This window comes from Niabella aquatica (assembly GCF_054779315.1).
Genome location: NZ_BAAGYM010000006.1, coordinates 33,394 through 59,298 on the forward strand (window position 1 = coordinate 33,394; position 25,905 = coordinate 59,298).

Annotated in this window: 22 protein-coding genes; 11 read left to right on the forward strand and 11 right to left on the reverse strand. The window is 42.2% G+C overall.

Annotated elements, in window-relative coordinates:
* Window positions 1-1,204 precede the first annotated feature (1,204 nt).
* The 3 genes from ACYVBM_RS06005 to ACYVBM_RS06015 all read right to left on the reverse strand — a co-directional run bounded on the left by ACYVBM_RS06005 (window position 1,205) and on the right by ACYVBM_RS06015 (window position 8,446).
* The gene (locus ACYVBM_RS06005; protein ID WP_460684726.1) at window positions 1,205-1,624 is read right to left on the reverse strand and encodes a hypothetical protein; all 420 of its coding nucleotides are present in this window, start codon (window positions 1,622-1,624) and stop codon (window positions 1,205-1,207) included.
* A 148-nt stretch (window positions 1,625-1,772) separates the two neighbouring features.
* Entirely contained in the window at window positions 1,773-2,204 is a 432-nt protein-coding gene (locus ACYVBM_RS06010; RefSeq protein WP_460684727.1) for a hypothetical protein, read from the reverse strand.
* Between the two features lie 2 nt (window positions 2,205-2,206).
* The gene (locus ACYVBM_RS06015) at window positions 2,207-8,446 is read right to left on the reverse strand and encodes an RHS repeat domain-containing protein (RefSeq protein WP_460684728.1); all 6,240 of its coding nucleotides are present in this window, start codon (window positions 8,444-8,446) and stop codon (window positions 2,207-2,209) included.
* 457 nt (window positions 8,447-8,903) lie between these two features.
* On the opposite strand from ACYVBM_RS06015, the gene ACYVBM_RS06020 reads away from it, so the two are divergent.
* Window positions 8,904-9,398, forward strand: coding sequence for a hypothetical protein (locus ACYVBM_RS06020; protein ID WP_460684729.1), 495 nt, complete (start codon window positions 8,904-8,906; stop codon window positions 9,396-9,398).
* Window positions 9,399-9,500: 102 nt separating this feature from the next.
* Complete coding sequence (locus tag ACYVBM_RS06025; protein WP_460684730.1) at window positions 9,501-9,944, forward strand: META domain-containing protein; 444 nt, start codon at window positions 9,501-9,503, stop codon at window positions 9,942-9,944.
* A 528-nt stretch (window positions 9,945-10,472) separates the two neighbouring features.
* On the opposite strand, the gene ACYVBM_RS06030 is transcribed toward ACYVBM_RS06025, so the two are convergent.
* The gene (locus tag ACYVBM_RS06030) at window positions 10,473-10,697 is read right to left on the reverse strand and encodes a hypothetical protein (protein WP_460684731.1); all 225 of its coding nucleotides are present in this window, start codon (window positions 10,695-10,697) and stop codon (window positions 10,473-10,475) included.
* 116 nt (window positions 10,698-10,813) lie between these two features.
* Here ACYVBM_RS06030 and ACYVBM_RS06035 point away from each other — a divergent pair, with 116 nt between their 5' ends.
* From ACYVBM_RS06035 to ACYVBM_RS06045, 3 genes are all read left to right on the forward strand, one after another.
* Window positions 10,814-10,972, forward strand: a complete 159-nt coding sequence (locus tag ACYVBM_RS06035; protein ID WP_460684732.1) for a hypothetical protein — start codon at window positions 10,814-10,816, stop codon at window positions 10,970-10,972.
* Window positions 10,973-11,380: 408 nt separating this feature from the next.
* Window positions 11,381-11,977, forward strand: a complete 597-nt coding sequence (locus ACYVBM_RS06040) for a hypothetical protein (protein WP_460684733.1) — start codon at window positions 11,381-11,383, stop codon at window positions 11,975-11,977.
* 118 nt (window positions 11,978-12,095) lie between these two features.
* Window positions 12,096-12,269 carry a hypothetical protein gene (locus ACYVBM_RS06045; RefSeq protein ID WP_460684734.1) on the forward strand — a complete coding sequence of 58 codons (174 nt, stop codon included), beginning with the start codon at window positions 12,096-12,098 and terminating at the stop codon, window positions 12,267-12,269.
* 25 nt (window positions 12,270-12,294) lie between these two features.
* Here the strand turns inward: ACYVBM_RS06045 and ACYVBM_RS06050 are convergent, their stop codons facing one another.
* The gene (locus ACYVBM_RS06050) at window positions 12,295-13,674 is read right to left on the reverse strand and encodes a sigma-54-dependent transcriptional regulator (RefSeq protein ID WP_460684735.1); all 1,380 of its coding nucleotides are present in this window, start codon (window positions 13,672-13,674) and stop codon (window positions 12,295-12,297) included.
* 115 nt (window positions 13,675-13,789) lie between these two features.
* Between ACYVBM_RS06050 and ACYVBM_RS06055 the strand changes: the two genes are divergently transcribed.
* A complete protein-coding gene (locus ACYVBM_RS06055) occupies window positions 13,790-14,212 on the forward strand; it encodes a response regulator (protein ID WP_460684736.1) in 423 nt (140 codons plus the stop codon).
* Here the strand turns inward: ACYVBM_RS06055 and ACYVBM_RS06060 are convergent, their stop codons facing one another.
* Entirely contained in the window at window positions 14,213-15,607 is a 1,395-nt protein-coding gene (locus tag ACYVBM_RS06060) for an ATP-binding protein (protein WP_460684737.1), read from the reverse strand.
* 370 nt (window positions 15,608-15,977) lie between these two features.
* Here ACYVBM_RS06060 and ACYVBM_RS06065 point away from each other — a divergent pair, with 370 nt between their 5' ends.
* From ACYVBM_RS06065 to ACYVBM_RS06075, 3 genes are read left to right on the forward strand one after another with little or no spacing between them, the layout of a single operon-like run.
* The gene (locus tag ACYVBM_RS06065) at window positions 15,978-17,696 is read left to right on the forward strand and encodes a carbamoyltransferase family protein (protein ID WP_460684738.1); all 1,719 of its coding nucleotides are present in this window, start codon (window positions 15,978-15,980) and stop codon (window positions 17,694-17,696) included.
* A 10-nt stretch (window positions 17,697-17,706) separates the two neighbouring features.
* Complete coding sequence (locus tag ACYVBM_RS06070) at window positions 17,707-18,687, forward strand: glycosyltransferase family 2 protein (RefSeq protein ID WP_460684739.1); 981 nt, start codon at window positions 17,707-17,709, stop codon at window positions 18,685-18,687.
* A 2-nt stretch (window positions 18,688-18,689) separates the two neighbouring features.
* On the forward strand, window positions 18,690-19,664 hold the full coding sequence (locus ACYVBM_RS06075; RefSeq protein WP_460684740.1) for a glycosyltransferase family 9 protein: 975 nt from the start codon (window positions 18,690-18,692) through the stop codon (window positions 19,662-19,664).
* Here the strand turns inward: ACYVBM_RS06075 and ACYVBM_RS06080 are convergent.
* From ACYVBM_RS06080 to ACYVBM_RS06100, 5 genes are read right to left on the reverse strand one after another with little or no spacing between them, the layout of a single operon-like run.
* Entirely contained in the window at window positions 19,607-20,710 is a 1,104-nt protein-coding gene (locus ACYVBM_RS06080; protein WP_460684741.1) for a glycosyltransferase family 9 protein, read from the reverse strand. The genes ACYVBM_RS06075 and ACYVBM_RS06080 overlap by 58 nt on opposite strands.
* A gap of 1 nt (window position 20,711) precedes the next feature.
* The gene (locus ACYVBM_RS06085; protein WP_460684742.1) at window positions 20,712-22,196 is read right to left on the reverse strand and encodes a PfkB family carbohydrate kinase; all 1,485 of its coding nucleotides are present in this window, start codon (window positions 22,194-22,196) and stop codon (window positions 20,712-20,714) included.
* Window positions 22,159-22,746, reverse strand: a complete 588-nt coding sequence (locus tag ACYVBM_RS06090) for a D-glycero-alpha-D-manno-heptose-1,7-bisphosphate 7-phosphatase (protein WP_460684743.1) — start codon at window positions 22,744-22,746, stop codon at window positions 22,159-22,161. The genes ACYVBM_RS06085 and ACYVBM_RS06090 overlap by 38 nt, the downstream gene beginning before the upstream one ends.
* 9 nt (window positions 22,747-22,755) lie before the next feature.
* Window positions 22,756-24,018 (reverse strand): glycosyltransferase, encoded by a 1,263-nt coding sequence (locus ACYVBM_RS06095; protein ID WP_460684744.1) that lies wholly within the window; start codon window positions 24,016-24,018, stop codon window positions 22,756-22,758.
* A 10-nt stretch (window positions 24,019-24,028) separates the two neighbouring features.
* Window positions 24,029-25,015, reverse strand: a complete 987-nt coding sequence (locus tag ACYVBM_RS06100; RefSeq protein ID WP_460684745.1) for a glycosyltransferase — start codon at window positions 25,013-25,015, stop codon at window positions 24,029-24,031.
* A 239-nt stretch (window positions 25,016-25,254) separates the two neighbouring features.
* Between ACYVBM_RS06100 and ACYVBM_RS06105 the strand changes: the two genes are divergently transcribed.
* On the forward strand, window positions 25,255-25,416 hold the full coding sequence (locus ACYVBM_RS06105; protein WP_460684746.1) for a hypothetical protein: 162 nt from the start codon (window positions 25,255-25,257) through the stop codon (window positions 25,414-25,416).
* Window positions 25,417-25,635: 219 nt separating this feature from the next.
* The gene (locus ACYVBM_RS06110; RefSeq protein WP_460684747.1) at window positions 25,636-25,833 is read left to right on the forward strand and encodes a DUF6496 domain-containing protein; all 198 of its coding nucleotides are present in this window, start codon (window positions 25,636-25,638) and stop codon (window positions 25,831-25,833) included.
* Window positions 25,834-25,905 lie beyond the last annotated feature (72 nt).

The window sequence follows — 25,905 nt, forward strand, 5'->3', positions numbered from 1 at the left end:
ATAAAAATGTAGCTGCACTATAAAAGATTTTTAGAACCTTTAAGTACAGCAAAAAAACAAAGCCCCTCAAAATTGAGTGGCTTGGCTACTTTTGATAAGAATGCCTATAATACAAATTAAATTCATTTTGTAACCAAAATGGCAATTATAATATAGACTAAGAATGCTCCTAACGAACCTAAAAAGTATTTCAAATACAATTTCCCTCCATAATAAGGATAACGTTTTATTAATTCCTTATACTTTTCTTTATAGAATATCAGAAAATAGTTCACTAACAAGAAAGGGAGTAGATACGATATAAAGAAACTAAAAAACGCATCAATACGGGTGCCTGGAAAAAGATTAACAGGAACTTTAAATACTCCGTCTGTTACTCCCAAATCGCTCAATACGAATAAAATAAATACTAGATTCAATGCCATAGCCATAGACATAAAAGTCATAGCAAAGAACTTCCATAAACCTGCATTCTGCGGTCGGGAACGCAACTTTACGATTCCATCTACCCAAATCTTATAATATAATTTCATTTCTTTTAATCATTGTTTACTGCATCATAAATTAAAGTAGCCCCTCCATATATCAAAACTCCTATACCTATACCCCAACCAACAGGATTAGATATAATACCGAACGCTGCTAATCCGGTTGCGTCAAGAACAATAATTTCCTATAGTTACAAATTCAATCGCTGCCATAGATACCCCAAAAACAACAAAATAAAAGGAAGGGAAAGTGAACTTAAAAAAAATAACAAATAATTTCCCATTGCGATACTTGTATTTCTTAATCAGAATTTCATGACGATTTCTCCTGAAAATTAACAGATAATTTATTAATAATGGTGGCAAAAGAAACAATATGAAAAAGCTAACAAAGGCGTCTAATTTTGTTCTAGGGAAAATATCAATATTTAACTCGTAGAACGTTTTATGCAGGATATTTCTCTGTATAATTACCATTACAACTATTAAATTTAATGCCATAGACATAAAAGTCATAGCAAAGAACTTCCATAAACCTGCATTCTGCGGTCGGGAACGTAACTTAACTATGCCGTCTACCCAAATCTTATAATTTCATCTTCTTTAATCGTTGTTTACTGCATCATAAATTAAGATAGCGCCTCCATGAATCAACACACCAATATATCCAACCGAACGGATTAGAATAGACAATCCATTATATTGAATATTATTATCTAAAACACTTTCACAACTAAAAACGCTATACAAAAATAAATGAATATTAACCCTAAAGAGCCTAAGAAATATTTTAAAAATAGCCTTCCATCATAAGAAGGATAAAGATTTATCAATTTTTTATATCTATCTTTATAAAATATCAAAAAATGATTCAATAATAAAAAAGGGAGTAAATATGATATAAAAAAGCTAAAAAAAGCATCAATACGAGTGCCGGGAAAAAGATTTATTTCTATTGGGAAAAAAGAAAATTCAGCATGTAAATGTAACATTGATAAAAAAGAAATAAACCAAAAATTTAACACCATTGTTGTTGACATAAAAGTCATAGCAAAGAACTTCCATAAACCTACATTTTGCGGTCGGGAACGTAACTTAACTATACAATCTACCCAAATTTTATAGTATAATTGCATTTAATCGTTGTTTACGGCGTCATAAATCAAAGTGACTCCGCCATAAATCAATATACCAGTACCTCAACAACCGAGTTTAGATATTAATACCGAACGCTTCCAATCCGATTGTGCTAAGACTAATAAGTTCTAAATCTGGATTATAAATTTAGTTAAATGGGTTATACTCATAGAATAAAAAACCTATAATCAAAACCGCCCAAATCGGAATAATTACAGAAGCAGCTACATACCACTTATAAATTTTACCATTACGAGACGGATATTTTTTACGCAAAACATCCCATTTTTTTTTATGAAAAATAAAAAAATAATTAATTAATAGTGGTGGTATAAAGTAAACAAATAAACCTCCTATAAAATGATTAATGGAGTTAGATTGTGTAAATTTAATAATGGGAGTTAATAATGATACTTTAATCCCCATTATTTTTCCTACTATTAAACTAACAATGAGTAAGTTAAATCCATTTGCCAAAGTGATCAAACTCAATGTATGAAGCTTCCAAATGCCTATTGTTCTAATGGAGGAACGAGTCCAGTTAATCGCATCGCTCCAAAGCATATAATAGTATTTCATATTTATCTTTCATTTACTGCGTCATAAATTAAAGTTGCACCACCATATATTAGAACTCCAATACCTATACCCCAACCAACAGGATTGGAAAGCATAAATGCGGCTCCCACACCTATAGCACCAACTCCAGCATCCCAGATATCTCGATGTTTGAATACTTCACTCATACCTCCCTCGTCATATTGTCCGAAAGCTTTATAACCTGAGTATGCAGTCGTAACAACCGATCCTGCCACACCCAGCCCTTTTGCGTATTTCATATACTTAGCACCTGCCGCCCCATAAGTCCTAATCATACTTATGCTGTTCACTTTGGATATGCCCATCCCTCTATTCAATGCTGCACCACCTTCAAGCATCGTAAGTTTTGCCCCATTGGCAAGTCCGAAAGCCCCAAGTGTAGTATTTGCAGCATCCCAACTGTTCCCCCCGTTTTGCCACCCCAAAAATAACGCTTCTGCCTTTGAATAAGAATAAAAAGTGGTTACAAAGCCTCCTAAGTTTGCATGAGCATAAGTAAGACCCGTAGTTTGAAATCCGTTACCCAACTTAACGGAAGATGCATTCATGGTATTGATATCATAGGCATAACCGCTCCATTGTGCAGACATATACCCGTTCCACATACCAGCTGTAACACGACCGCTGCCACGGGTGCGGGCGCTATAGTTAGCCAATGCCTGCCCGGCAGAACCGGGCGCTGTGCCGCCCCACCAGCCATGATCTGATATATAACCTACACCATAGCCAAACGCCTCATCCATCGATTTAAAAATATAGGGCGAGCCCATTCCCGAACTGATATAACCTCCATTCCCGCCGCCTGTGCCTACTGTATTTTCAATCAGGCTCATTGCCTGGTTCCATTCTGCATGAGACAGATCGCCGCTGGGATCCGTATATTTTAACGGGTTCCCGTTCGCATAAAGATAGCGGTTGTAGCCCGAAGGGCTTAACGCATATTGCACATAATTATCCGGCGCCAGCATTTGACCGGTGGTATAATCGTACATCCGGGCGTTCATATTGATCATGCCTGTTTCGTCTATATGCTCATGACCGGTAAAGCCCCTGTACAGCCAGTCCGGCAATGCCGGTACACTTCCATACGTCCAGTTGGCCGGGTTGCGCTTCCTGCCCCAGGCATCAAAATTCTGCTCCGCTACTATGGTGCCTGCTTCATCAGTTACTGCTATTATGCTGCCTAATTGATCGGTATAGGTATAGTATATATTAATATTCCCCCCATGCTTTACAATAATGTTGTTCAGCCCGTTGCCCGCGCTAATGTAGTAGATCTCATAATTCATGCCGCTTCTGGTAAGCCCTTCCATATTGCCCCAGTAGCTTTTGGCAGCTACGGTGGTAACGCCATTTTTCAGCACACTGCTCAGCCGCTGCTGGCCGGCGCCGTAGGTATAGCTTACATTATAGCCGTTATTGTGGGTAATGGTCTGCGGCCGCCGGAACGCGGTAAAAGCTATACTGTACGTTTGCGGCCCCATGGTGAGGTTGGGGTCTGGGCCCCCGCCTATCGCCGCCAGGGATTGCAATAAATGGATCTTTGAGCTGTGGTAATTATAATTACCTACTCCTGTTTTCTGCAGCATCTTACCCTGGCCGCCGCCGTCATAATTAATACTGAACTGCGGCGCACCGTTCACCGATGAGCCGGTAAGCCGGTCATCACCATCGTAGGTAAAGGTTTCTGTAATAAACCTGAGGGCATCATTGCGGCTCAGCAAATTGCCCGTATAGGTCTGGTAAATAAGTTTCAGGTCCTGTATACCGGCAGTGTAATATTTCGTGGGCTTTTCCTGGTTAAAATCCCAGGTTATCTGGCTGGTTTTGCCATTGCCGGTATTGTAAGCCGTATATACACCACGGCTGTTCAGGTTGGTAGCCGTGAACAGGGTTTTCGTTGTTGCACCGTTTTCGTACTTCACCACTTTTAGTGCATTGGAATGTATATCATATTCATTCCGGATCGTAAATCCTGCCGGGTAAGTGGTAGTAGCCAGGCTACCCCGGCTGTCATAGGTATAGGTTTTGGTAAGGCTGCTGCCCGAAGCGGCTATCGTTTCACTGCTCAGCCTTTGCAGCGCATCATAGTTATAGGTGGTTACATCTCCGCTAAACCCGGTAACCCGGGCAAGGTTATTATTGCTATTGCCGCTTACAGCATCGTAATAGTAAGTATAGGTAGTAGTTCCCTGCGGCCCCGTTGTAGTGGCCGCTCTTCCAAATACATCGTAGGTCATATTTTGCACATTGCTGCCGGCATCGGTTTGCTGGATAACCTGGCCGATAGCGTTGTACTGGTAGCCGAAGGTACCGGCGTTCACATCTGTAGTGAAGGTTTTCCTGCCATAGCTGTCATATACATGGGTTACAAAGGTTTGCGCACCGCTGGAAGCCGTAAGCTGGTTGCCCCAGCTATCGTAGGTGAAGCTCATTGTATTGCCGTTTTCGGTGCTGGAAATCATTTTACCGCTGGCATCGCTGGTCTTGCTGCTGCTCTGGCTGGCTGAATTGGTAGTGGTTACTGTAAAGGTACTGCCGCCGGCATTGGAATAGCTGGTGGTAAGGATACCGGTGGTATTGCTGGTGGTTTGCAAACGGCCATAGTTGTCGTATGTGTAAGTAGCAATATTGGCTGGTTCTGACCCAAAATAATCATAAGGCAGCGTTTCCTGGCTTAACTGGCCAAGGATGTTATAGTTCTTATAACTATAAAGAAATCCACCGTTCACTCCCCATCTTTCCTGCCTGTGCACCTCACGCCCTAAGATATCTATAAAACTGTAGTTGTCTAACTTACCATCTCCTGCAGCAGTACGAATATGATACACAGATCCGTTTACAACATCCCAGGCCCTGGTAATAACAGTGGAGTTCATATCGGGATAAATGGTTTGAATAAGCTCTCCAAAAGTATTGTATATATATGATGTAACCAGCCCATCTGTTGAAGTTTCCGTCAGCGGCACACACCAGCGGGTATCATAGGTATAGCTTGTTTTTTTGGTAATACCATCGCCAATCACTTTTTTTTCTAATAAATAATTGCCCAAACGATTATATACATATTCGGTAACCGGAGTGGTTACCCCGGGGGCACTTATGCTCTGCTGGACCAATAATCCCAACCAGTTGTAGGTGTTGGTAACGGTTTGGGCTATAGGAGTTCCGGCATAATCGGTTACTGTAGCGGGCAACCCTTCGCTGGTATAGGTATAACTGATAGTTTTACTAACTGCAGGCTGGCCGGTACGGGTTTTGCTCACTGACACGCTCAAAGGAAAGCCGGGGTAGGCTGCTCCGCCATAAGCACCGTAGCTGGTAGTAGTATTGGTGCTTTCTAAAACACTGGTCAGGTTAGTACCGTCCGACACACCGGTCTGCGCTACTGATTGTGTAATATTGCCATAACTATCATAAGTATGAATTACATTGCTGGCAGCATTGGTCTTATAATTTTTGCTATGTATCCTGTCTGTTTTTACAAAGAACCTGCGCGCGCTTAATAACTGAAAACTGCTGCTGATATCAGACTTTGTGATAAGATCGGATATCCCATAACGCCCACTTACCTGCTGTACCGGGTACAGGATGGAATAGGTAAGATTGATATCGCTGGTACTTATATTATGTATGCCTAAATCATTTATAACAGTTATTTTTTTAAATCCCAGTAAACCGCGCCCCTGCCGATGAACTACCAGGTCTTCGTATCGGTACTGGTCTTTAAAATATCCGCCTACTCCGTTGGGACGCTCGATTGAAGATACAACATAGCCCCTGTATTTTGGCACCATGTAGCTCCTTAACGGCTGGTTAACAACATCAAATTCCTCATTGTACGATCGGGAGTATACGTCTCCATAACCATACGTATTATTTAGCAGCTGATAGTTAAACCTTGTTAGGTAACCTAAATTGCTTACCTCCTTAAGAAGGTTTTGCTCCTTAAACAGCTTGGGAAAAATAAAGCGGCCTTTGTATTGATACCCGCTTCCGGATGAATACTGACGGATACTTAGCAGATCAGCTTTCCCGTCGCCGTTAATATCGCCGCTGACCGTGCTTAAAAAGGTATTTACCCCTTCATTAACTGCATAGCTCTCCGTAGTAAAAGACAACCCGTTACTGTAATATACATACTGGGTAGATGTGTTTGAAGTTTCATCTATGGAATGCCAGATATCTGTTTTACCATCACCATCGTAATCGGCTACGACCAAATTATGAAACAGGCTGTACCCGTCGCCTTGCAGGTAGATCTTGCGGGCTGCTGTAAATGGCACACTGTTAAACACTAATCCCGTGCTGTAAAAAATATTCCAGGCTGCGTTGGGATCGTTAGCAGAAGACCGAACCAGTAAATCGGTATTGCCGTCTCCGTTAAAATCGCCGGGATAGATCTTGTAGCCTGCTTTTATAGAAGTGGTCGAGTATAAAACATCACTCCGATATCCTACAGTGCTGTTACCGGTGACATCTAATACATAGCTACCTTCATTTCTTACCACCAACAGCTCTGTTTTACCATCGCCATCAAAATTTATAGGAATTATTGCTTTTGCCTCTGCCACCTTATAAGATGCATAAGCACCTGAGGCACCATTTACGCCTACCCCGAACCTGGTAATCTCACGGTTTATCACTCCTTTGGAGGGTGATGAAAAAAAAGCCTTGTAATTATTAGCGGTCGTATTATTAGATGATATAAAAATATAATCCAAATGTCCGTCACCATCAAAATCCCCTGGTACAAAAAAGCTGCCGTCTTTTTTGATAAAGTAAAAAGTTGTAGAACCATCGGACGGGTAAGGATAATAAGCTTTATTCTCGTAAGTATCATACCCTCCGCCTACGCCATAATACTTTCTTGAATAATTGATTTCTAAACCCTGTATTTTTAAGGTGCTGCTGTTTATTTTCTCAAATTTGAAGTATAATACATCATGTTTTCCATCCCCATCGTAGTCAGTTCTTTCAAAAGAATATTGTGCTGTAGCAGAACCTGCCAAACGTGTTCTGCCGTTTGTAGGATAAACGGGCAGGGTACAATCATAAACCCAGTTTATAGCAGGCAACCCTCCATAGCTCGAATAGTCATTTACAATTTTATAGCCGGTATGATGTATCATACCATCATTATCTGTTGCATATTGACATGTCTGGATATCATCTTTTCCATCGCCTGTAAAATCTGCGGCATAGTTATCTTGTGAAAAGCCGGCATATTCAATACCGGATATGCTGACATCCGGTTCTGCGGGGCTCTCTCCATAAGAAAAAGTAACCGGATTTAATTCGGTGCCATCTGCACCAGCTTCCGTAATACTCGTTAAAAAATATTTTTTGTGCCGGTATTGATATGCAAAACTGTAACTTTTGATCTGCGGCCCCAAGTTCATCCGCACAGTTATCCTGTTTAATATATAGCGGGAGTTGAGGCCTGTACCCGGAACATACATGGTTGCATTGCTCCAGTCAGACCGGGTATCATAGCTAAAATTCACTGTGTACATGCTGTAGGTAATAGATGACAGGTAATAGGTATGATCGGCCTCATCTATCGAGTAATAGTACCGGGCTCTTGCGTTCCCATAGGTATCTTCAACCGATGTTAACGGCCAAAACATAATATCGGAACCTGATGTGCCTGTTCGCATATGTGTATTATTGCCTCCATAAGTTAAAAGAGAACCATCTTTCATCTTTACCATGAAAGAATCTGGAGAGCTCAAGCTGCCGCCGTTAGCGGTTATTAATGAAAAGTTTTCCTGTTCCATGCCGTAAGTGCTTCCAGATACACCATAGCTCCCGCTTACTAACATCATTCGCTGGCCATCCAGAATAAATTTGTCATTTCCCTGGTCATAAGTAACCGGCATGTTAACACCATCATGAAAAATATTCTGACCGCACCGGCTTATAGTTGATATGGAAGAAAGCGACCATCCATAGCCACTAAAATCATTACCACCCCCCTGAGAATTATAAATTAAATTTACATCTGGCTTATAGCCTCTGACATCTGCCGGCAAATCAATAGGTATGGTGTAGGTTGCTGCACCAACACCATTAACTTCAGCTTTCCCTGTTGTCATACCTACCGGACGACTAAGATCTATGGGAATCTGAGCCCGGGAGGAAACGCCCTTGACTAAAACAAATAATAATAAGCAAAGAATTCGTAATTGCTTTGACGGATAGCGGGTTGATGGGCTCATAAGAAATTAATTTTAATATTCAGCAATGTAATGCCAAAGCTATCAACACCTAATCATAAAAAAAATACGTACCAGTACGTATTTTTTGAAATACAATCACAGGCTACCTTAACATGTGTTTTAACCTAGTATTCCGGAAATATGTTTTTATTGGTTTTAATAATAAGCATGCAATAAAAAAACTTCGAGGCTCCATTTTCCGTAGTGGTTTAAATCGGTAGGCTGAGTTATAGTCTTCCCAGCTATTGTACAAGCTTATTGTTTTTCAAATCCAGGGGCAAAATATTTTTGAACACTCCTATGGCTCAGCTCAACTCGGTATTCAACTTATCAAAGGAAGCCCGGTTCGCTTTTAGCAGAACAGTTACGCCCGTGAAGTGAAACAGTCGGCACAAACATCATGAAATAACGAATAATACAATAGTTATGTACCTTCATTTAAATAAAATCTCACTACATGCAAAAGACTAAACAATTAACAGGATTATTGTTACTCCTCCATTCGCTTATACTGGCTTGCAATACCAGCCCGAAAACACCCGCCCCCGGAACCGCCGGGGCAGATACCGCAAAGCCGGTTGAAAACAAGATCACGTTACCTGAACAAGCCTGCTACACCGGCATAAGCGGGAGAGACAGCATCTACTTAGTGGTAGAACGGTTTCCCAATGTGGTTACCGGAAGATTAACTTACAATTTCAGCGAAAAAGATGATAATAACGGAACAATCGACGGAAAAATTTCCGGTGATACTTTATTTGCTGATTACACTTTTATATCGGAAGGAAGATCATCAGTAAGAGAGGTGGCATTTTTATTAAAAGACAGTACAGCTACAGAAGGCTATGGCCCGGTAGAAGAGAAAGAAGGTAAAATGATCTTTACAGACAGGCACAAACTAAATTTTAGTAATGCCATCGTTCTTCAATTAACCTCCTGTGTGGAGCAGTAAATTGTTTACCCGGTAAAATGAAATGTTAATACCAGCCTGCTTCATACCCTGAAATATGTAATCATTAATTATGTAGCATCGTTCTATCTAAAATCTTAAAAAATGAAAAAAACAGTTCACATTCTTATTATATCAATATTGCTCCTCGCAATAGCTGCCTGCGCTCATACAAAACATACCACTATGCCCATAAAAGATCAATCGCCGAAACTTAACGGGACCTGGGAGCTTACTTATATTACCGGACCACGGATTACTTTTGACGGACTTTACCCTGATAAAAAGCCACAGATAACTTTCAAACTGCCTGCCACAGAAGCTGAAGGCCATACAAGCTGTAATGGTTTTGGCGTAAATTTTACAATTACTGGCAACCAGATCAGCTTTAGCGATCCGGTCAGTACGCTAATGGCTTGCAAAGGAGCCGGCGAACCTACCTTTAATAAATTCCTGAAGGCAACAACATCGTATAGCATTGGCAGCGATGATGTACTTACCTTTCTGGGCAAGGGCGGCGTGGAGTTGATGAAGTTCAAAAGAAAATAGCGTTGCAGCAGGCCAAAAGCCCTATACGCAGGGATTGATACCAACTTTATCTTTGGGATTACCTGAAAAGCTTTTCCCAGTAGGATCGTTACAATAATTAGAATAGGTAGGGTCTTCCTGAAAACAGGAAACGTACGCCAGTATTAAGTTTCAAAAGATTCCGATGGTCGCAAAATGAGCTTTTTCCCATCAAAACGCCTGTTTTGAGGCAGCATTGATTTTCAACCAATTGACGATTTGCCCTTAAAATGCAACAGAAAGAATATTTTAAGTGGCCGGAGAATCAAAAATTTCCTATACCGATTCAATGTGTTTTGAAATATACAATTCTCAACGCCCTCGAATTTTCAGGAAGATCCTAGGTATATCCCGGCTTTGCCAGGCATTTTAAGCTACTGCAATGGATCATCGCCTTTTCCTGGTTCCTGTCGGCCGGAAAGCGCTTACCTATATCAATAATGTATGATCGCTTCCGTATCCGTCTTCCGCATTTGTTTCTATAAAGGAAAAAAATGTAAAGAACTCAGGCTAATCAGAACCCTCCGTTTTTACAATTTTGTTATAAATACCAAACAACAAAAAAGGTGCAGCCCACTGCCCGATAAATAATGCCCGATGATCCTGCTTGCAAATCTTCAAAGTAAGAGAAGTTGCCATAGCTGCTACGGATGCCCATAAATAAATATCGGATGGAATTTTTGAAGTTTGCTGCTCGATGGTTTCAGCTATTTTCCCTTCTGAATGATTAGCCATAAATAACATTTTAAAAGTTAACAATTATAAATTATATGTGACGGGCTTCTCTAAAGAATACCCAAAAAAATCAATAAAAACAACAAAAGTTGCCAGAATAATTATAAGTACTTTCTATGGAGTTCAAATTACCTGCCATTACCGGTAAAACTGGTTTAAAACATCAATCAAAAGGTACTGCCAGCGGTAAGGCATTGAAAAAGAAAGCAGGGTTTACACCTCTTCTGCCTGGCTATATATTTTTAGTACTTAAATGGGTAGCAGATTCTACATAAAGTGTAGCGCATTTTCCTTAACCGTTCATATGTGCCTAAAGGCGACTTTTACAAAAAAGATACAATATTAATAATATTCTATAGCTGTATCTGTTAAATAACAGCAGCAAATTATGTTCACTGCAATATAATAGGTATCTATCAGCGGAAAAGTCAGAGCTCTGTATATTTCCAGCAACCGTTGGGAAGCCTTTGCTATTAGTTTCCTTCCACTATTGTACTGCCAATGGCACAGTAAGCAGCCCTCCCATTTTTATGAGCCATATATCTGTTTTGCTTCCAATAATATATAAAACCGGGGAATGTAATGCCATGAGCCGGTAAGAAAATAATAAATGCCTTATGCGATCATACCTGTTAATTAAAAGAACCGCATCGTAAATCTTCACCTCTTGCATCCCGATCAATGTGCCTTCAGTTGTGGATAGCTTTAATTCAACATCATCGTTTCATTTCAGCCTGGCAGAACCGTTAACCACATCAAACAGACGCTATGTAACTACTGCTTATTGGCATAGTTCCTGTACTCGCCAGGTAATGATCATTTTTACTATTCTTGATAGCTTTATTGCCGGCATTGCCGGTACGCTTTTAATGACACTATTCATCCGTTCTATTGGTATCATTACAGGTTATGAGTTTTCTATACCACGGATTCTGGGAACTGTATTAACTTTTGAAACCACTCCTTCGGGCCAGGTTTCCCGACGCTTGCCTGTATTTCTGCTAGGCACTGCTGCCCATTATTTTATGGGGCTCCTGTTCGCCCTGTTTTATGCATGGCTGGTAGGTAGCCATATTTTGCAGCAAAGGTACCAGGACGGGTTGCTCTTTGGTGCTTGTGCAGGTGTATTGGGTACTACAATATGGTATTTTATATTGCGGGTACATCGTCGTCCCCCAAGGCTTCCTGTAGGCCTTTTTTTGATAGCAGTTTTTGCCGGGCATTTATTGTTTGCTATGGGCATGGTGGCAATCTTTAATCAGCTGTCGACCATTTTTTAATTATCCGTGCTCAGAAATTTCTATAATTTTTATCGGGCTGCCCATTCCAGCCCGCTCAATACCTCATATCACATTCTTCTAAGACACAAAGAATTGTTTGTAATAAAAATCCTTTAACATGAAAACAAAGAATCCTGACAACACAAATACAAAAAAAGATACTACAGCCGGGAAAAAGAATAAGAGCAATAATCCAGACAGCCAGACCTTTTCGGATGATCCGGCTATTATAGATCAGGCTTTACAAGACAGCGATCGAAACAAAAAGCAACCGCCTGGTAAACTTCATTAAACCAATATCCTGCTGGTCATTTGAGCTATTCTGTTCCCTGGAATAGTTTCAATTTATTATAAAGGGTCTTCCTGTCGATTTTTAATAATTCTGCAGCTTTCTTTTTATTAAAGTTGACCTTCTGCAAAACAGTCATGATTGCCCTGTATTCGGCCCGCCCCGCTACTTCCTTAAGCAACTCAGGGGAAGATGGCGTTACTATCTCTGGCTTTGGAGCTGTTATTGCAGTATATGTATTACTCAAAATTTCAGGTAGTAATACGTCTTCATCAATGATACCATTATCAGGCGTTAACAATATTGCGCGTCGCACGGCATTGCGCATTTCGCGTAAATTACCCGGCCACTCATATCGCTGGAAAGCAGCCAGCACATTTGCAGAAAATCCATTCACCTGTTTTCCATTCTCTTCACAACATTTACCTAAAAAAAACTCAGCCAAAGGCTGTATATCTTCAGCCCTGTCTCTTAACGCCGGTAAATATATAGCAAACTCATTAAGCCGGTGATACAGGTCTTCGCGGAATTTACCTTTCTGGCAGGCCACTTTAAGATTTTCATTGGATGCAGCAATAATTCTTACATCCGCTGCAATTTCCCTGTTCCCTCCAATACGCTTAAACCTGCGCTCCTGGATAACACGTAACAGGGTAGCCTGCACATCCGGCGAAAGATTGGCTATTTCATCTAAAAACAGCGTTCCTCCATCTGCCATTTCAAAATGCCCTTCTTTATCCTGTATAGCTCCTGTAAAAGCTCCCTTTATATGGCCAAAGAGCTCACTGCCTGCCAGCTCCCTGGAAAGCGTACCACAATCCATCGCCACGAAGGGCCCTTCTGAACGCCTGCTGTTTTTATGAATGGTTCTGGCCATAACCTCCTTTCCCGTACCGCTTTCACCATATAATACAACGCTGTAATTGGTAGGAGCTACCACTTCTATCTGCTGGTATAAATCTAATGTGGCTTTTGACCTGCCAATATAAAAGTCATTGGATGAAGGAATTGCTCCGGAATGTACCACTGGTTTTTCTTCTATATAATCGTAGCAAAGCATCTTTTGCAGAATGTCTGTTACCTCTTCCGGGACAAGAGGTTTAGGTATATAATCAAAAGCTCCCAATTTTATTACCTCAATAGCAGGTCGTATATCGGAATAGCCTGTGATAATTAAAACGGCTACCTTACTGTTCACTTCTTTCAGTTCCCTCAGTAATTGTGCACCTTCCATATCACCCAACCTGTAATCAGCGATTACAGCATCGAAACTGCCGGCCTTATATTTGGCGAGGCCTTTATTGCCGGAAAAAGCAGTTTCTACGAAATAACCTTTTTTTAAAAGATACTTTGAAAGAAGATGACATAAATCTACATCGTCGTCTATAATGAGGAGTTTATGGGGCATTTTTTAGTTATTTTTAGTACGTTTCAATACAGCTCAAATCATGCCGCTTTTTCTTTTTCAATAAAATAGGTTCCGGAAAGGTCTATATTGGCAAAATAATTGTCAGTCGAAAAATGTGAATAATTGTTTTCCTGCATATCAGTTTGAGCCATTATCTCCCAAGTCTGCTCTTAAAACACTAATTGTTGATGATGAATATGATATGCACTACCTTTTATCCAATATCCTAAAGCAGCGAAACATTATTTCCATTGCGGCAGGTTCTATTAAAGAGGCAAAGCAAGCATTAAAGCAGCATCCGGATATCTTTTTAATTTTTCTCGATAACCGGCTGCCCGACGGGCAGGGGTATGAGTATATCCGGCAATTCCGGGAGATTTCAGAAGCTGTTATTATTATGATTACGGCTTATGACACCGGCCATGATAGAAAAATGGCAGAGGATCATGGAGCCGATTATTTTATAGGAAAGCCCTTCACAAAAGACAACATATTAGAAATTGTAGATCATGTCCTTCATCATCTACCCTCTGGGTAACTAAGCAATATTCAGAGAGATGATGAAAGTGGAGCCCTCCCCTACTTTGCTGTTCACTTTTATGATACCTTTGTGACTAACAATAATGTTCTGTGCATTAGTAAGACCCAAACCGTTGCCCTTTTTCTTTAAGGTAAAGTAAGGCTCAAAGAGATTTTGTACTGTATACTCATCCATCCCTTTACCATTATCTTTGATTTCAATAATGCACTTTTTACCTTCTTTCCTGGTAGAAAGCCCAAGGATCCCTTCCACTTCTTCCATTGCTTCAATAGCATTTACAATAATATTTAAAAATGCCACTTTTATACGTTCCTTGTCTACCATAATGCCACAGATATCGTCGGAATAATTTTTTACTACATGCATTCTTTTTAGCATTAGCCTGTCCTTGGCCATCTCCAAACTTTCATCCAGGATTTTGTTAATATCTTCTTCCTGTTTATTTAACTGCATAAATTTGGTAGCATTCAGCAGATCAGCAACCATCTGGCTGATCCGCACTGAGTTCCGATTAATAATCTTCATTAAAGAACCAGCCTCCTCTTCCTTTTCAAAGCAGGGAATATCCTGCAGTTGCTCCGCTGCCAGCGCTATATTTGTAAGTGGGTTTCTTACTTCATGCGCTACAACCCTTGCCACACGACCGATTGCTGCCAGCTTTTCTATTCCTTTCAATTCATTTAGTTCTGTATTTTTTTCACTTAGCTCCTGTACATTACTTTCAAGCCTCTTTCTATATTGGTCTGCTGTATCATTTGCCTTCCTTTTTTGCTGGTACTGACTGTTAAAAGTAATGACTGCGTATAATACAGCGATGACTGCCATACACAAGGACCATATCGTCACAGCCTCAGTACTGGAGTAGAAGCTATTCAGTTTCGATATCCTTTTTTTCATCAACTGTTTTTCCAGGTCGGTCATTTTCAGGATCTGTTTATAGATACTGTCAGTCTGTGCCAACTTCGCAGGGTTAACTGTAGATTCTTTTAGCGTTAGCGGTGTTTTCTGATGAGGTAGCAGTGCTGTTGAAAGCTCCGAAAGCCGGCGATCGGTCATTGCTTTCAGTTCGGACTCGTTTGCTGATTGTACCGTATCTGCTTTTGTAAGGTTTCTGATTTCAGCATGTGCCATAGCTATATCGGATCGGGCCTCGTAGAAACTGTTCAGGAACCGGGGCTGCTTATTAATAATATAACCACGTACGCTGGATTCAGCCGTTCCCATCATCATTTTAATATCACCCATTTTATTGATCAGTGTATAATTATTCACTATCCAGTTTTTTTCATGCTGCAATTGCCTGTTGGTAGAAAAGATCAGGACATAGGAAACTAAAAGCAATAAAGAAGAAAGAGCGTAGCCGAATCTGATTTTATTTAAGGAAAGCATCATGATAAGTGGTATTTTATAATCAGTGCGAAGGCCATACTACAGGTCAGGCGATAGCCTTCACCGGAGAAAAACTAATGTAAGATAATAACCCGGTTACTTCGGTGCTGAGATTAAACAACATTTTATTTCCCGGAGAGTTTGAGGGTTTAGCAAAACCTCCCAAATAAAAGTAGCGCTTTTTTTGATATAAATGCAGGTTGGAAATAAAGATTTACTTAAAAAATCAGGGTTTCCAATGTATGTCAATCCGATGAGGAAATAATTCCACACAACAGGTAGTAGTTGTTCTGTTTCTTGCCGCTTCTGATTGAAAGAACCGGTTAATAAACAGGTGGCGGATTATTTGTTTATCTATGGGAAACGGATCATTATGTATACACTCGGAATTAACGCAGCCTTTCATGACAGTGCCGCAAGCCTGGTAAAAGATGGGATACTGATTGCCGCTGCCGAAGAAGAACGTTTCACGCAGATCAAGCATGGCAAACGGCCTATCCCTTTTTCAGCCTATGAACTACCTTATAATGCCATTAATTATTGTTTGAAAACAGAAGGTCTTCATTTGAATGATGTAGACCATATAGCCTATTCCTTTGATCCATATCTGCTAACCAGCAATTTTACGAATTCTTTCTCTGAAATACAACTGCCCTCTGGGTCATCATTAAATGAAGACACCGGAGATACTCCCTGGGAGTCTTTATTTTTGTCTTACATTATAAATGCCCCTTCCCATCTTGTAGATGGTTATCCGCATCATTTACAAAAAAATTATTACGGCAGTAACATCCAACCCGGACACTGGCATTTTATTGATCATCATCTGTCGCATGCGGCAAGCGCGTTTTTACCCTCTCCTTTCCAGGAAGCGGCAATACTTACCATTGACGGCCGGGGTGAAACAGCCACTACTACATTTAGTGTGGGAACAGGCACCGGTATCCGGCGCCTGAAACAAGTAAACCTGCCTCATTCTCTTGGCCTATTTTACGAGCGTGTTACCAGCCATCTAGGGTTTCTCCACTCTTCTGATGAATACCGTGTTATGGCATTAGCGTCTTATGGAGAACCCAGGTTTGTAAACGAATTCAGGGATATGATTACCCTGCAAAACAATGGCAGCTATACTATCAGCCAGGAAGATTTCACCCACAGGTTTGGAGCAGCCCGGCAAAGGGGTGCGCCCATTACGATGCATCATTTCGACATCGCACATTCTGCACAGGTAGTACTCCAGGAAGCTGCACTTGAACTTGTCCGCTGGGCTAAAGAAGAAACACGCATGTCCTGTCTATGCCTGGCAGGAGGCGTAGCACTTAACTGCGTACTCAATTCCTGCATCAGGGACTCGGGTTTGTTTAAGGATATCTGGATTCAACCCGCAGCTGGAGATGCAGGCACAGCTCTCGGCGCTGCCTTATGGACAGATGTGCAGCTTCGTAACGGACAGGCATCCCGCGACTTTAAAATGGAACATGCTTTCTGGGGACCCGGATACACTGATGAAGAAATCGAACATTTTCTAAAATGGACAAAGACTCCCTATAAAAAAATGCAGCATGTAGCCCAGGAAACCGCGCAGCTCCTGGCACAGGACCGCATCATTGGGTGGTTCCAGGGGCGGATGGAATTTGGCCCCAGAGCGCTGGGTGGCCGTTCTATCCTGGCTGCTCCCCTATCCCCATCCATGCAGACACGCCTCAATGATTTGAAAGACCGGGAAGATTTCAGACCTGTAGCGCCCGTAGTGCTTGAAGAGGAAGCGGATCACTGGTTTGAAAAAGCGCATCCCTCCCCTTTTATGTTGTTCACTCACCAGGTACGGCAGGAAGCAGCAGACAAGATACCAGCCGTTTGCCATGTAAACGGGTCGGCCCGTATACAAACCATCAGGAGGGAACAGAACCCGCGTTATTACGACACCATCCGTGAGTTCCAGGCTATAACAGGAGTGCCGGTACTTGTAAACACATCTTTTAATTCGTTAGGCAAACCCATTGTCTGTACACCAAGGGATGCCCTGGAATGTTTCTGGACCACTCCTTTTGATGATCTTATTATAGGCAATTGTCATGTCAGCAAATTATAATTAACCAACTATGTATCCCCTTCTCTCTGTAGTTATTCCTACCTGTCAACGTCCCGGATTGCTTTTAAGATGCCTGAAAGCACTTTCCCACCAGACATTGCAGCAAACATTGTTTGAAGTGATCATAGTGAGTGATGGACCCGAAACAGCCACAGCTGTCCTGGTAAACAATTTCAGGGAAATGGCCGCTATCCAGATAACATATATGGCACTGCCACGGAAGTCGGGCCCTGCTGCCGCCCGTAACGCAGGCTGGATAAATGCCCGGGGCCGATATATTGCTTTTACAGATGATGACTGCCTGCCACGCCCCCAATGGTTGAAAACGATAGTTGAAGCCTTTGAAAGCTGTACTGGTCAGGCTTTTTATGGTAAAGTAAAAGTGCCTGTATCTGAGCCACCTACCGACTTCGAATGGAATACAAAGCAGCTGGAAAAACCACAATTCATAACCGCCAACGCAGCCTGCACCAAAGCGCTTTTATTAAGTACCGGAGGATTTGATGAACGGTACAGAACTGCCTGGCGGGAAGACAGCGACCTGGAGTTTGCGCTTCGTCAAAGAGGCATTATACCCCGGTTTCTCCCGGGTGCCATTGTGATACACCCTGTACGTTCCGCAGCATGGGGCGTGAGTATAAAAGAGCAAAAAAAAGCAATTTATAATGCGCTGCTCTATAAAAAATATCCATCGTATTATAAAAAATATATCCACCAGGTGGTTCCCTTGATTTACTATGTAATGGTGCTGGCATCAGTATCTGCCATTATTTTCTTCGTGATAAAGAAAAATAACCTGGCCTTTATTTCCCTTCTGGTATGGGCGTTTTGTTTCACTGCCTTTATCATAAAAAGGCTCCGTCATAAAACGCATACCTTTTTTCATATTACAGAAATGATCTGCACATCGGCATGTATTCCATTCTGCTCTGTTTACTGGAACTGGGCAGGATGGCGGAAGTTTAAAAATGTTTCTACACTGCAAAATTAAAAATGAATATTGTTATTTTCAGAGCATTAAAGCTGGGGGATCTGCTTTGCACCGTTCCTGCTTTCCGCGCATTGAGAAGCGCTTTTCCTCAAGCGCATATTACATTACTGGGATTACCGTGGGCTAAAAGTTTTGTCGAGAGGTTTGGCCATTATATTGATGAGTTCATTCATTTTCCGGGCTATCCCGGTTTGCCCGAGCAGCATATAAATCCTGTTGATATCCCTGTTTTTTTTGATCTGCTGAAGAAAAGTAAAATAGATCTGCTGCTGCAAATGCAGGGTGATGGTTCTATTGTAAATGAACTGCTGGAACCGATTCATCCCCGGCTTTTTGCCGGTTTTTGCCTTCCCGGTGATGAAAGAGCAAAAAAAAGATCATTTCTCATCTATCCCCTGCATTTGCACGAAATACACCGTCACCTTGCATTGCTGCAGCAACTGTCTATTCCATCTGCAGGCGATGAGCTGGAATTCCCGCTTACAACAGCAGACCTGAACCTGTTTAATAAAATGGAAAACATCGCTTCATTAAAAAACTACCTGTGTATTCATCCCGGCTCTGCAGACATCAATCGCCAATGGCCACCTTTTTGTTTTGCCCGTATTGCCGATCATTTTGCGGCATTGGGTTATACTATAGTTTTAACAGGCAGCGCGGCAGAAAAAGAACTGACCCTGCAGGTATCACAGCTTATGAAATATAACGGTGTGAACCTGGCCGGTAAAACCACGTTAGGCAGCCTGGGCGTCCTCTTAAGTAAATCGAAAGGACTGATCACCAACTGTACCGGCGTTTCCCATCTTGCTGCGGCGCTCCGCACCAGGAGCATCGTGTTAAGCATGGATGGTGAACCGCACCGCTGGGCACCGTTGAACCATCATCTGCATAAGACTATTAACTGGCTGACGAATAATAACTACGAAGCAATTGAAGCAGCTGCAGAACAGCTTTTTGTGGATAATGATAATATGTGAACAGCTGCAATTACATTTTCTAAAGAATACGGCAAGCCCTCCCACTGATAATGGCGATGTATAAACTGAAGCAGCTCATTATGGCTTTTAATGCTGCCGGGTACATCAAAAAATAAAACGGATGAAGCCACCATCCACGGTAAATGCTGTGGGTTGGTTTTAGCATAAAGCGCAATAACGCGTGTTTGAACAGCTGCTGCAATATGAAGCGGCAGAGAATTGACAGTGATCAGGATATCGGCGCTCTGCACCAGGTAGATGAACTCGTCTAATTGCAGCTTCCCTGCAAGATTAAAGCAACCGGATCCTATCTCCTGCTTGATCAAAGCGGCATCAGTTGCTTCTGCTTCATTGCCCGATAATATCAAAAGTTTGCCGGTTTGTGCTTTTAAGGCTTTCCCTATGGCTATCCATTCTTCTACAGGCAATTTCCGTTTAGGATCGCTTGTTCCGGGATGCAGCAGGTAATAGCCGCTAAACATATCAATTCCAATACCGGTTATTTTTTTTATAAGAGCATTTTTACAGAGCTGATCGGCCTTCAACGATAATTTTATATTTTCAGTATAGCCTCCTATTGCAGCAACCAGCTCAAGGTCACGCTGCACCTGGTGTTTATCCATCACGCGAAGTGGCTCCGGATCGGGCAGCCAGTGCGTTAGCAGCCGGTAAGGATTCTCCCTGCAATACGCAATGCGCAGGGGAATACCTGCCATATAAGCCATCATGGCCGCAGGGAGTGGATTCTGGCTGTTTACAGTAAATATTACTGCAAGGTCGAAGTCACCCTTTTTTATCCATTTCACTAATTCTGACACATCATGTTCTGCACCATCGTGTTGTACCCAGGGAACATTAAAAATGCATGTTTCCTCAATTTCAGGGATAAAAGGAACTATTGTACTTCCCTGTTGTGATGTAAGCAAGGTTATATGCGCATGATACGTTTCTTTCAGCGCCCTGATAGCAGGACTGCTCATCAGCACGTCACCCATATTATCCGGGCGGATACAAAGTATTTTCCGTATTGATGAAAGCTTCTTCATATCACGATACTGTTTTAAGAGCAAGAGAAGGATTGATTTTATGGATCACACCTGATGTGGACCAGCCGGGTGTTAACGGCAGCATTGCCACACTGCCGCCTATTTGCTGCATCAGCTCTGCTTCCGGCAGTTCTTTTTCCGAATAATTTCCTCCTTTTACATACACATCCGGTCGAAGTAAAGCGATGATCTCTGTAGCCGTATCATTTTGTGCACTGCCAAAAGGTATAATATGGGTTACGCATTCCAAAGCGGTCAGCACTGTTTTCCTGTCCGCAAGCGGATTAATAGGCCGGTGCGCTCCCTTCTGCCTGCGAACGCTTTCATCATAATTAAGACCTACAATCAATACGTCGCCTAATGCCCGTGCCTGTGAAAGGAAACTGATATGTCCCCTGTGCAGTATATCAAAGCACCCGTTGGTAAAAACAACTTTCTTTCCCATAGAACGGTACACCGATCCCAATGAAGCCACCTGTTCCCGATCAGCAATATACTTTGTATGCAATGATAAAAAAGCACTCAGCTCCTGCATTGTACAGGAACAGGTACAGCCGGTCTTCATCATACCTACAACCGCTGCATTAGTAGCCATGTCTGCCGCTTCCTGCTCCGGAAAACCGGATAAGGCGGACAGCACGAAGGCACTGAAAAATACATCTCCTGCTCCCACTACATTCGGATGTTCCAGATAATGCGGCACGCAATACCCTATCTGCGTTCCATTCTTTACAATAACCGATCCATTCATGTCTGCTGTTAGCGCTATGATTGTGGCGTTTGTAATCTCATACAGTTTTTTCCCCGAAGCAGTCATTTGTTTGATACGACCAGTGGTTTGGGGCGAAGTATTGAGCAATTGCACAGCTTCTTTGTAATTGGGTTTAACAAAAGAAGGCGCCAGTATATTGAAGCGCTGCAATTTTTTGGCATCTACAGCCAGGTATTTTACATATTTATCCTGTAATTGTTTTAAAATGCTGATCATTTTTTCGGTTACCACCCCTTTATCATAATCAGAAATGATCACTGCATCATGCAACAAAAATTCCTGCTTTAAAACACTTTCAAGCCATTCATTTGTTTTATCCGATACGGGGTAAGTGGTTCCAGCATCGTACCGCGCCAATAATTGCTTCTCTGCCATGATCCTTGTTTTGACGATGGTATTGCGTTGAGCGTCCTTTAATATCTTTACCTGGATCCGGTGGTCGCCCATCATTTTTATTGCTGTTAGTGCAGCGGCATCTTCTCCCGCCACGCTGCAGTAAGTAACCTGAGCGCCCAAGGCAGCAAAGTTAAGCGCCACATTAGCGCTGCCTCCCAGCGTATAGCTGCACTTTGTTACATCCACTACAGGAATTGGTCCTTCGGCACACAAACGTTGTGTTTTGCCTTCCACATAATGATCCAGTATCAGATCTCCGATAACCAGTATCTTCCATTGCTTAAACTGCTCTATGTTCTTTTTGGCTAAAATGTTCATATACCATGTTTTTAAGAATGACTGTAGTAGCTTCAAACAGGTCTGGCACCACAAAATCAGGAACCCTCCAATTGCCCGTTCTCCATTCTGTCTCGCCGCCATTATCTAAAAGAATCGTCTGGCAGCCCGCACGGTTGCCGGCTTCCACATCATCCAGTATATCCCCGATCATCCACGAGTTTCGCAGGTCGATCTCCGCCGCGGCTGCCATCTTTAAAAGCATGCCCGGCTGTGGCTTGCAACAGTCGCAATTTTTGTTATAAGGAGCCACATGCCCCTCAGGGTGATGCGGACAATAACAAACATAATCAAACTTCGCTTCCGCTGCTTTTTCGATAGCCACCACCGAAGCCAAAAACGCTGCCTCGCTATAATAACCCAGCGCTATGCCGGGCTGATTGGTAACCAGGATCTTTTTATATCCGCAGGCGCCGATCAATTTCATGAAAAAATCAGCTCCTTTACCAAGCTCTATCCGCCTCGGATCTACATTATAAGGGACATTTTTTATACAGGTCCCATCTTTGTCTATGAATACGGCATGGTGCATACGCTTATTTTAAACTACTTGCTTAATGACGTTCCCGGTGCTGTTGACCCTGGTTACTGTATTATAAACCGCTGCTATTTTACGCCCGATCTCCTGCCAGGTAAATAATGTTTGTACTCTTATCAACCCGTTTCGGCCCATCCGGCTTAAATCCCCCTGCCTTGTATACAGATCTGAAACAGCAGTTGCAAGCGCAACGGGATCTTTGGGCGGAACCAGCATGCCGGTCTCTCCATCTTTTATACTGTATGTAATACCGCCTACCCGAGCGCCTATTACCGGCGTTTGGCAAGCCATTGCCTCGAGAGGGGTGATACCGAAAGGCTCATACCAGGGTGTTGTAATAAAAATATCAGCAGCTGAATAATAATACTTTAGTTCGTTCTGCGTTTTTTTTCCTGCAAAAAGCACACAGTCGCTTACGCCCAGATCCTCACAAAGCTGCTGTAAACGTGCCAGCTCAGGATTTGTTTGCCCAGGCACATCCTGATCGCCTCCAACAACGACCAGGCGCACCGGCAGTTCTTTTTTCCGCAGGATGCTCAACGCCCGGATCACGTTAGCCACCCCCTTCCTGGGTACCATACGCCCCAGCTGCAACAATGTAAAACCATCTTCCGGTAAATTAATGCGTATTCTGGCTTCAATTGGCGGTACCCGGTAAAACTGCGATGTATCAACACCACAGGGAACGATGTATATCTTTTCTTCCGGAGCACTATAATGCTCAATCAGGTCTTCTTTGTCTTGCGGACATTCTGCTATGATACCATCGGCAAAACGGATTGCATCTTTTTCTATGCGGATACGTTCGGCTGGAAAGCGGTCATTATTTCCCTGGAACAATTGCCGTATATAACCCAGTGCATGGAAAGTGATTACATAGGGAATGCCCAATATCATTTTTACTTCCATGGCTACCAGCGCAGACATGAAAAAATTAGCATGAATTAATTCATAGCTCAGTTTTTCTTCGCGTATAAAGTCAATAAAACGGCGCCGGAAAGGAACCATATAAGGGAGCAGGTTTTCTTTTTCTATATACGCTTTAGGCCCTGCTTCTATATGTATTACCCGCATTTGGCTGTTACAACAAACTGTCTGTGGCTTATTACTATCTTCCCACCTTGTAAAAACATCTACCTGATAGCCCTGCCGGGAAAGTTGTTTAGCCAATTCCATCACATATACGTTCTGGCCACCAGCATCCGTACCGCCGAGTGTTGCCAATGGCGAAGCATGTTCACTGATCAATGCGATTCTTTTTTCCATAGTATAAAATTTAAGCGTATAAAAGAGCCTCCCCGGGTATCTCTTTTTTAAAAATTATTTTTTCAAATGCCAGCTCCCAGTTCTGTAAAAAAATGTTCAGATCAAACATGCGCAACGCCGTTTCTCTTCCGGCAGCACCGATCTTTTTTGCCATGCGTGGATTTTTTAGCAGGAGTGCCATTTTTCCCTTCAGGTATTCGATGTCTGTATGAATAAAACCATTTTTTTCATTTTCGATCACTGTAACCAGTTCAGTAGTAGCCAGCCCAATAACCGGAATCCCCTGCATCATAGCTTCGCAAACTGCCAGCGCCAGGCTGGTATGCCGTACCGGGTGAAAAAGGAAACGATAGTTTTTCCTGAACATCGGTAACTGCGGGTGAAGCACTTCGCCTATACCATCCCTGCCATTTCCCATTCCTAACAGGTCAAGTGGAATTTTCTGTCGTACTTCATCATAAATATCCCACCCAAGGGTACGGCCCCTGCTTTTAAGATGGTTGATCACCACCAATCCCCTTGGCAGCGCACCCTTATAAGAGATTCGGGAATCTGTAACGCCATGCGAAATGACAATAGCAGGTGTGCGGTTATTATTCCACATCAGCCTGTTAAAATGGGTAACATGCACCAGCATAATACCGGGATCATCCACCCAGTGCTTTGTGTTTACAGCAGCATCGTGAGGTGTGTTATGCTCCAGGAAGATCCGGGGCAGCTTTCTTTGCCGGGGAGAAAGGATTTCAAACTGATCTTTTAGGTAATTACGTGCAGACTGAAACAGCACTACATCAAATTCCATATCCTTCACCTTTTCCACTGGTATTTCATGCACATTAGGCCCAAAGGGGAAAGTAGCACCCCTGCCGTAATAGCCTTCTTCTATAGGCTGTTTAACAGGAATAAATAGCTCAAACGGCCCTTGCGACAAATAAAAAAGATAAGACCCATGCACATGCCAGGTAAATACACGGTACCTGTTTTTTTTTGTGATCATGTAGAAACGTTTTCTCTTTAATTTTCAAACATGAAGCCACTTCTTCTTTAACCGCTGCTGGCAAGATATCATAAAAAAAGTGTTGCCTTTTCTGCACATCTTCCTGCCTGAGTGACCCTTTTTTTCCTCTGTATCCTATTTAATCCCGCTCAAAAACAATGAAAAATAAACCAGGACATCTGCTCCTGGCGTTAAACAAAAAGGCAGCATTTTTGATATGGTGAAATAAAAAAGACAACATGCCACAGACAGGAAAGACCGGGAAAAGAACAGGCCGAAGCAAAGCAGGAAATGACTATAATGCCTTTAAAGAATATAAAGGAAAGATTTATACCGGCATGCAGGTAGGGCGCAGTCATAAACGGAATGATGATAGCGGTGTATGGCAGGAAAGAAGATAACCCCCGACCAATGTGGGATATCACCTTTTCCGTTACCAAGCGACAGGCCGGTAATACCAGGGCATTACACGATGTACCAGGAACGGGTGGCGAATGAGCAACGTAAAGCCTCAAAAGCTGGTGAATGCGATCGGTAAACAAATTTCGCTTTGGTATGAACAATATTAACGTTAACTGGCAAGCCTTTTGAATAATAAGTACTAAACAAAAATAAATGTTATGGCAAAGTATTCGAAAAAAGCCGGAGACAGAGTAGAAAAGGCAATGCATGAAATGAAAGAAGGTAAATTAAAAAGTGGCAGTGGTAAGAAAGTTACCAATCCCAAACAGGCCGTTGCAATAGGACTTTCAGAAGCGCGTGAAGAAGGAGCCAGTGTTCCTAAAAAATCAGCTGCCAGGAAGAAGGCAAAGTCCTGATGAAATACATACATATACTCACGGGCCTGGCATTTATCTAAAAAGCAAAAAGAAAAGTGTGTCCTGCAAGCT

Bases quoted from the DNA above. Each gene is read 5' to 3' on its own strand.
- ACYVBM_RS06095 (WP_460684744.1), bottom strand. From the start codon at position 24,018: ATGGAAAAAAGAATCGCATTGATCAGTGAACATGCTTCGCCATTGGCA.
- ACYVBM_RS06010 (WP_460684727.1), bottom strand. From the start codon at position 2,204: ATGAAATACTATTATATGCTTTGGAGCGATGCGATTAACTGGACTCGT.
- ACYVBM_RS06090 (WP_460684743.1), bottom strand. From the start codon at position 22,746: ATGCACCATGCCGTATTCATAGACAAAGATGGGACCTGTATAAAAAAT.
- ACYVBM_RS06015 (WP_460684728.1), bottom strand. From the start codon at position 8,446: ATGAGCCCATCAACCCGCTATCCGTCAAAGCAATTACGAATTCTTTGC.
- ACYVBM_RS06005 (WP_460684726.1), bottom strand. From the start codon at position 1,624: ATGCAATTATACTATAAAATTTGGGTAGATTGTATAGTTAAGTTACGT.
- ACYVBM_RS06080 (WP_460684741.1), bottom strand. From the start codon at position 20,710: ATGAAGAAGCTTTCATCAATACGGAAAATACTTTGTATCCGCCCGGAT.
- ACYVBM_RS06035 (WP_460684732.1), top strand. From the start codon at position 10,814: ATGGAGTTCAAATTACCTGCCATTACCGGTAAAACTGGTTTAAAACAT.
- ACYVBM_RS06070 (WP_460684739.1), top strand. From the start codon at position 17,707: ATGTATCCCCTTCTCTCTGTAGTTATTCCTACCTGTCAACGTCCCGGA.
- ACYVBM_RS06060 (WP_460684737.1), bottom strand. From the start codon at position 15,607: ATGATGCTTTCCTTAAATAAAATCAGATTCGGCTACGCTCTTTCTTCT.
- ACYVBM_RS06050 (WP_460684735.1), bottom strand. From the start codon at position 13,674: ATGCCCCATAAACTCCTCATTATAGACGACGATGTAGATTTATGTCAT.
- ACYVBM_RS06045 (WP_460684734.1), top strand. From the start codon at position 12,096: ATGAAAACAAAGAATCCTGACAACACAAATACAAAAAAAGATACTACA.
- ACYVBM_RS06085 (WP_460684742.1), bottom strand. From the start codon at position 22,196: ATGAACATTTTAGCCAAAAAGAACATAGAGCAGTTTAAGCAATGGAAG.
- ACYVBM_RS06065 (WP_460684738.1), top strand. From the start codon at position 15,978: ATGTATACACTCGGAATTAACGCAGCCTTTCATGACAGTGCCGCAAGC.
- ACYVBM_RS06105 (WP_460684746.1), top strand. From the start codon at position 25,255: ATGCCACAGACAGGAAAGACCGGGAAAAGAACAGGCCGAAGCAAAGCA.
- ACYVBM_RS06100 (WP_460684745.1), bottom strand. From the start codon at position 25,015: ATGATCACAAAAAAAAACAGGTACCGTGTATTTACCTGGCATGTGCAT.
- ACYVBM_RS06110 (WP_460684747.1), top strand. From the start codon at position 25,636: ATGGCAAAGTATTCGAAAAAAGCCGGAGACAGAGTAGAAAAGGCAATG.
- ACYVBM_RS06025 (WP_460684730.1), top strand. From the start codon at position 9,501: ATGAAAAAAACAGTTCACATTCTTATTATATCAATATTGCTCCTCGCA.
- ACYVBM_RS06030 (WP_460684731.1), bottom strand. From the start codon at position 10,697: ATGGCTAATCATTCAGAAGGGAAAATAGCTGAAACCATCGAGCAGCAA.
- ACYVBM_RS06075 (WP_460684740.1), top strand. From the start codon at position 18,690: ATGAATATTGTTATTTTCAGAGCATTAAAGCTGGGGGATCTGCTTTGC.
- ACYVBM_RS06020 (WP_460684729.1), top strand. From the start codon at position 8,904: ATGCAAAAGACTAAACAATTAACAGGATTATTGTTACTCCTCCATTCG.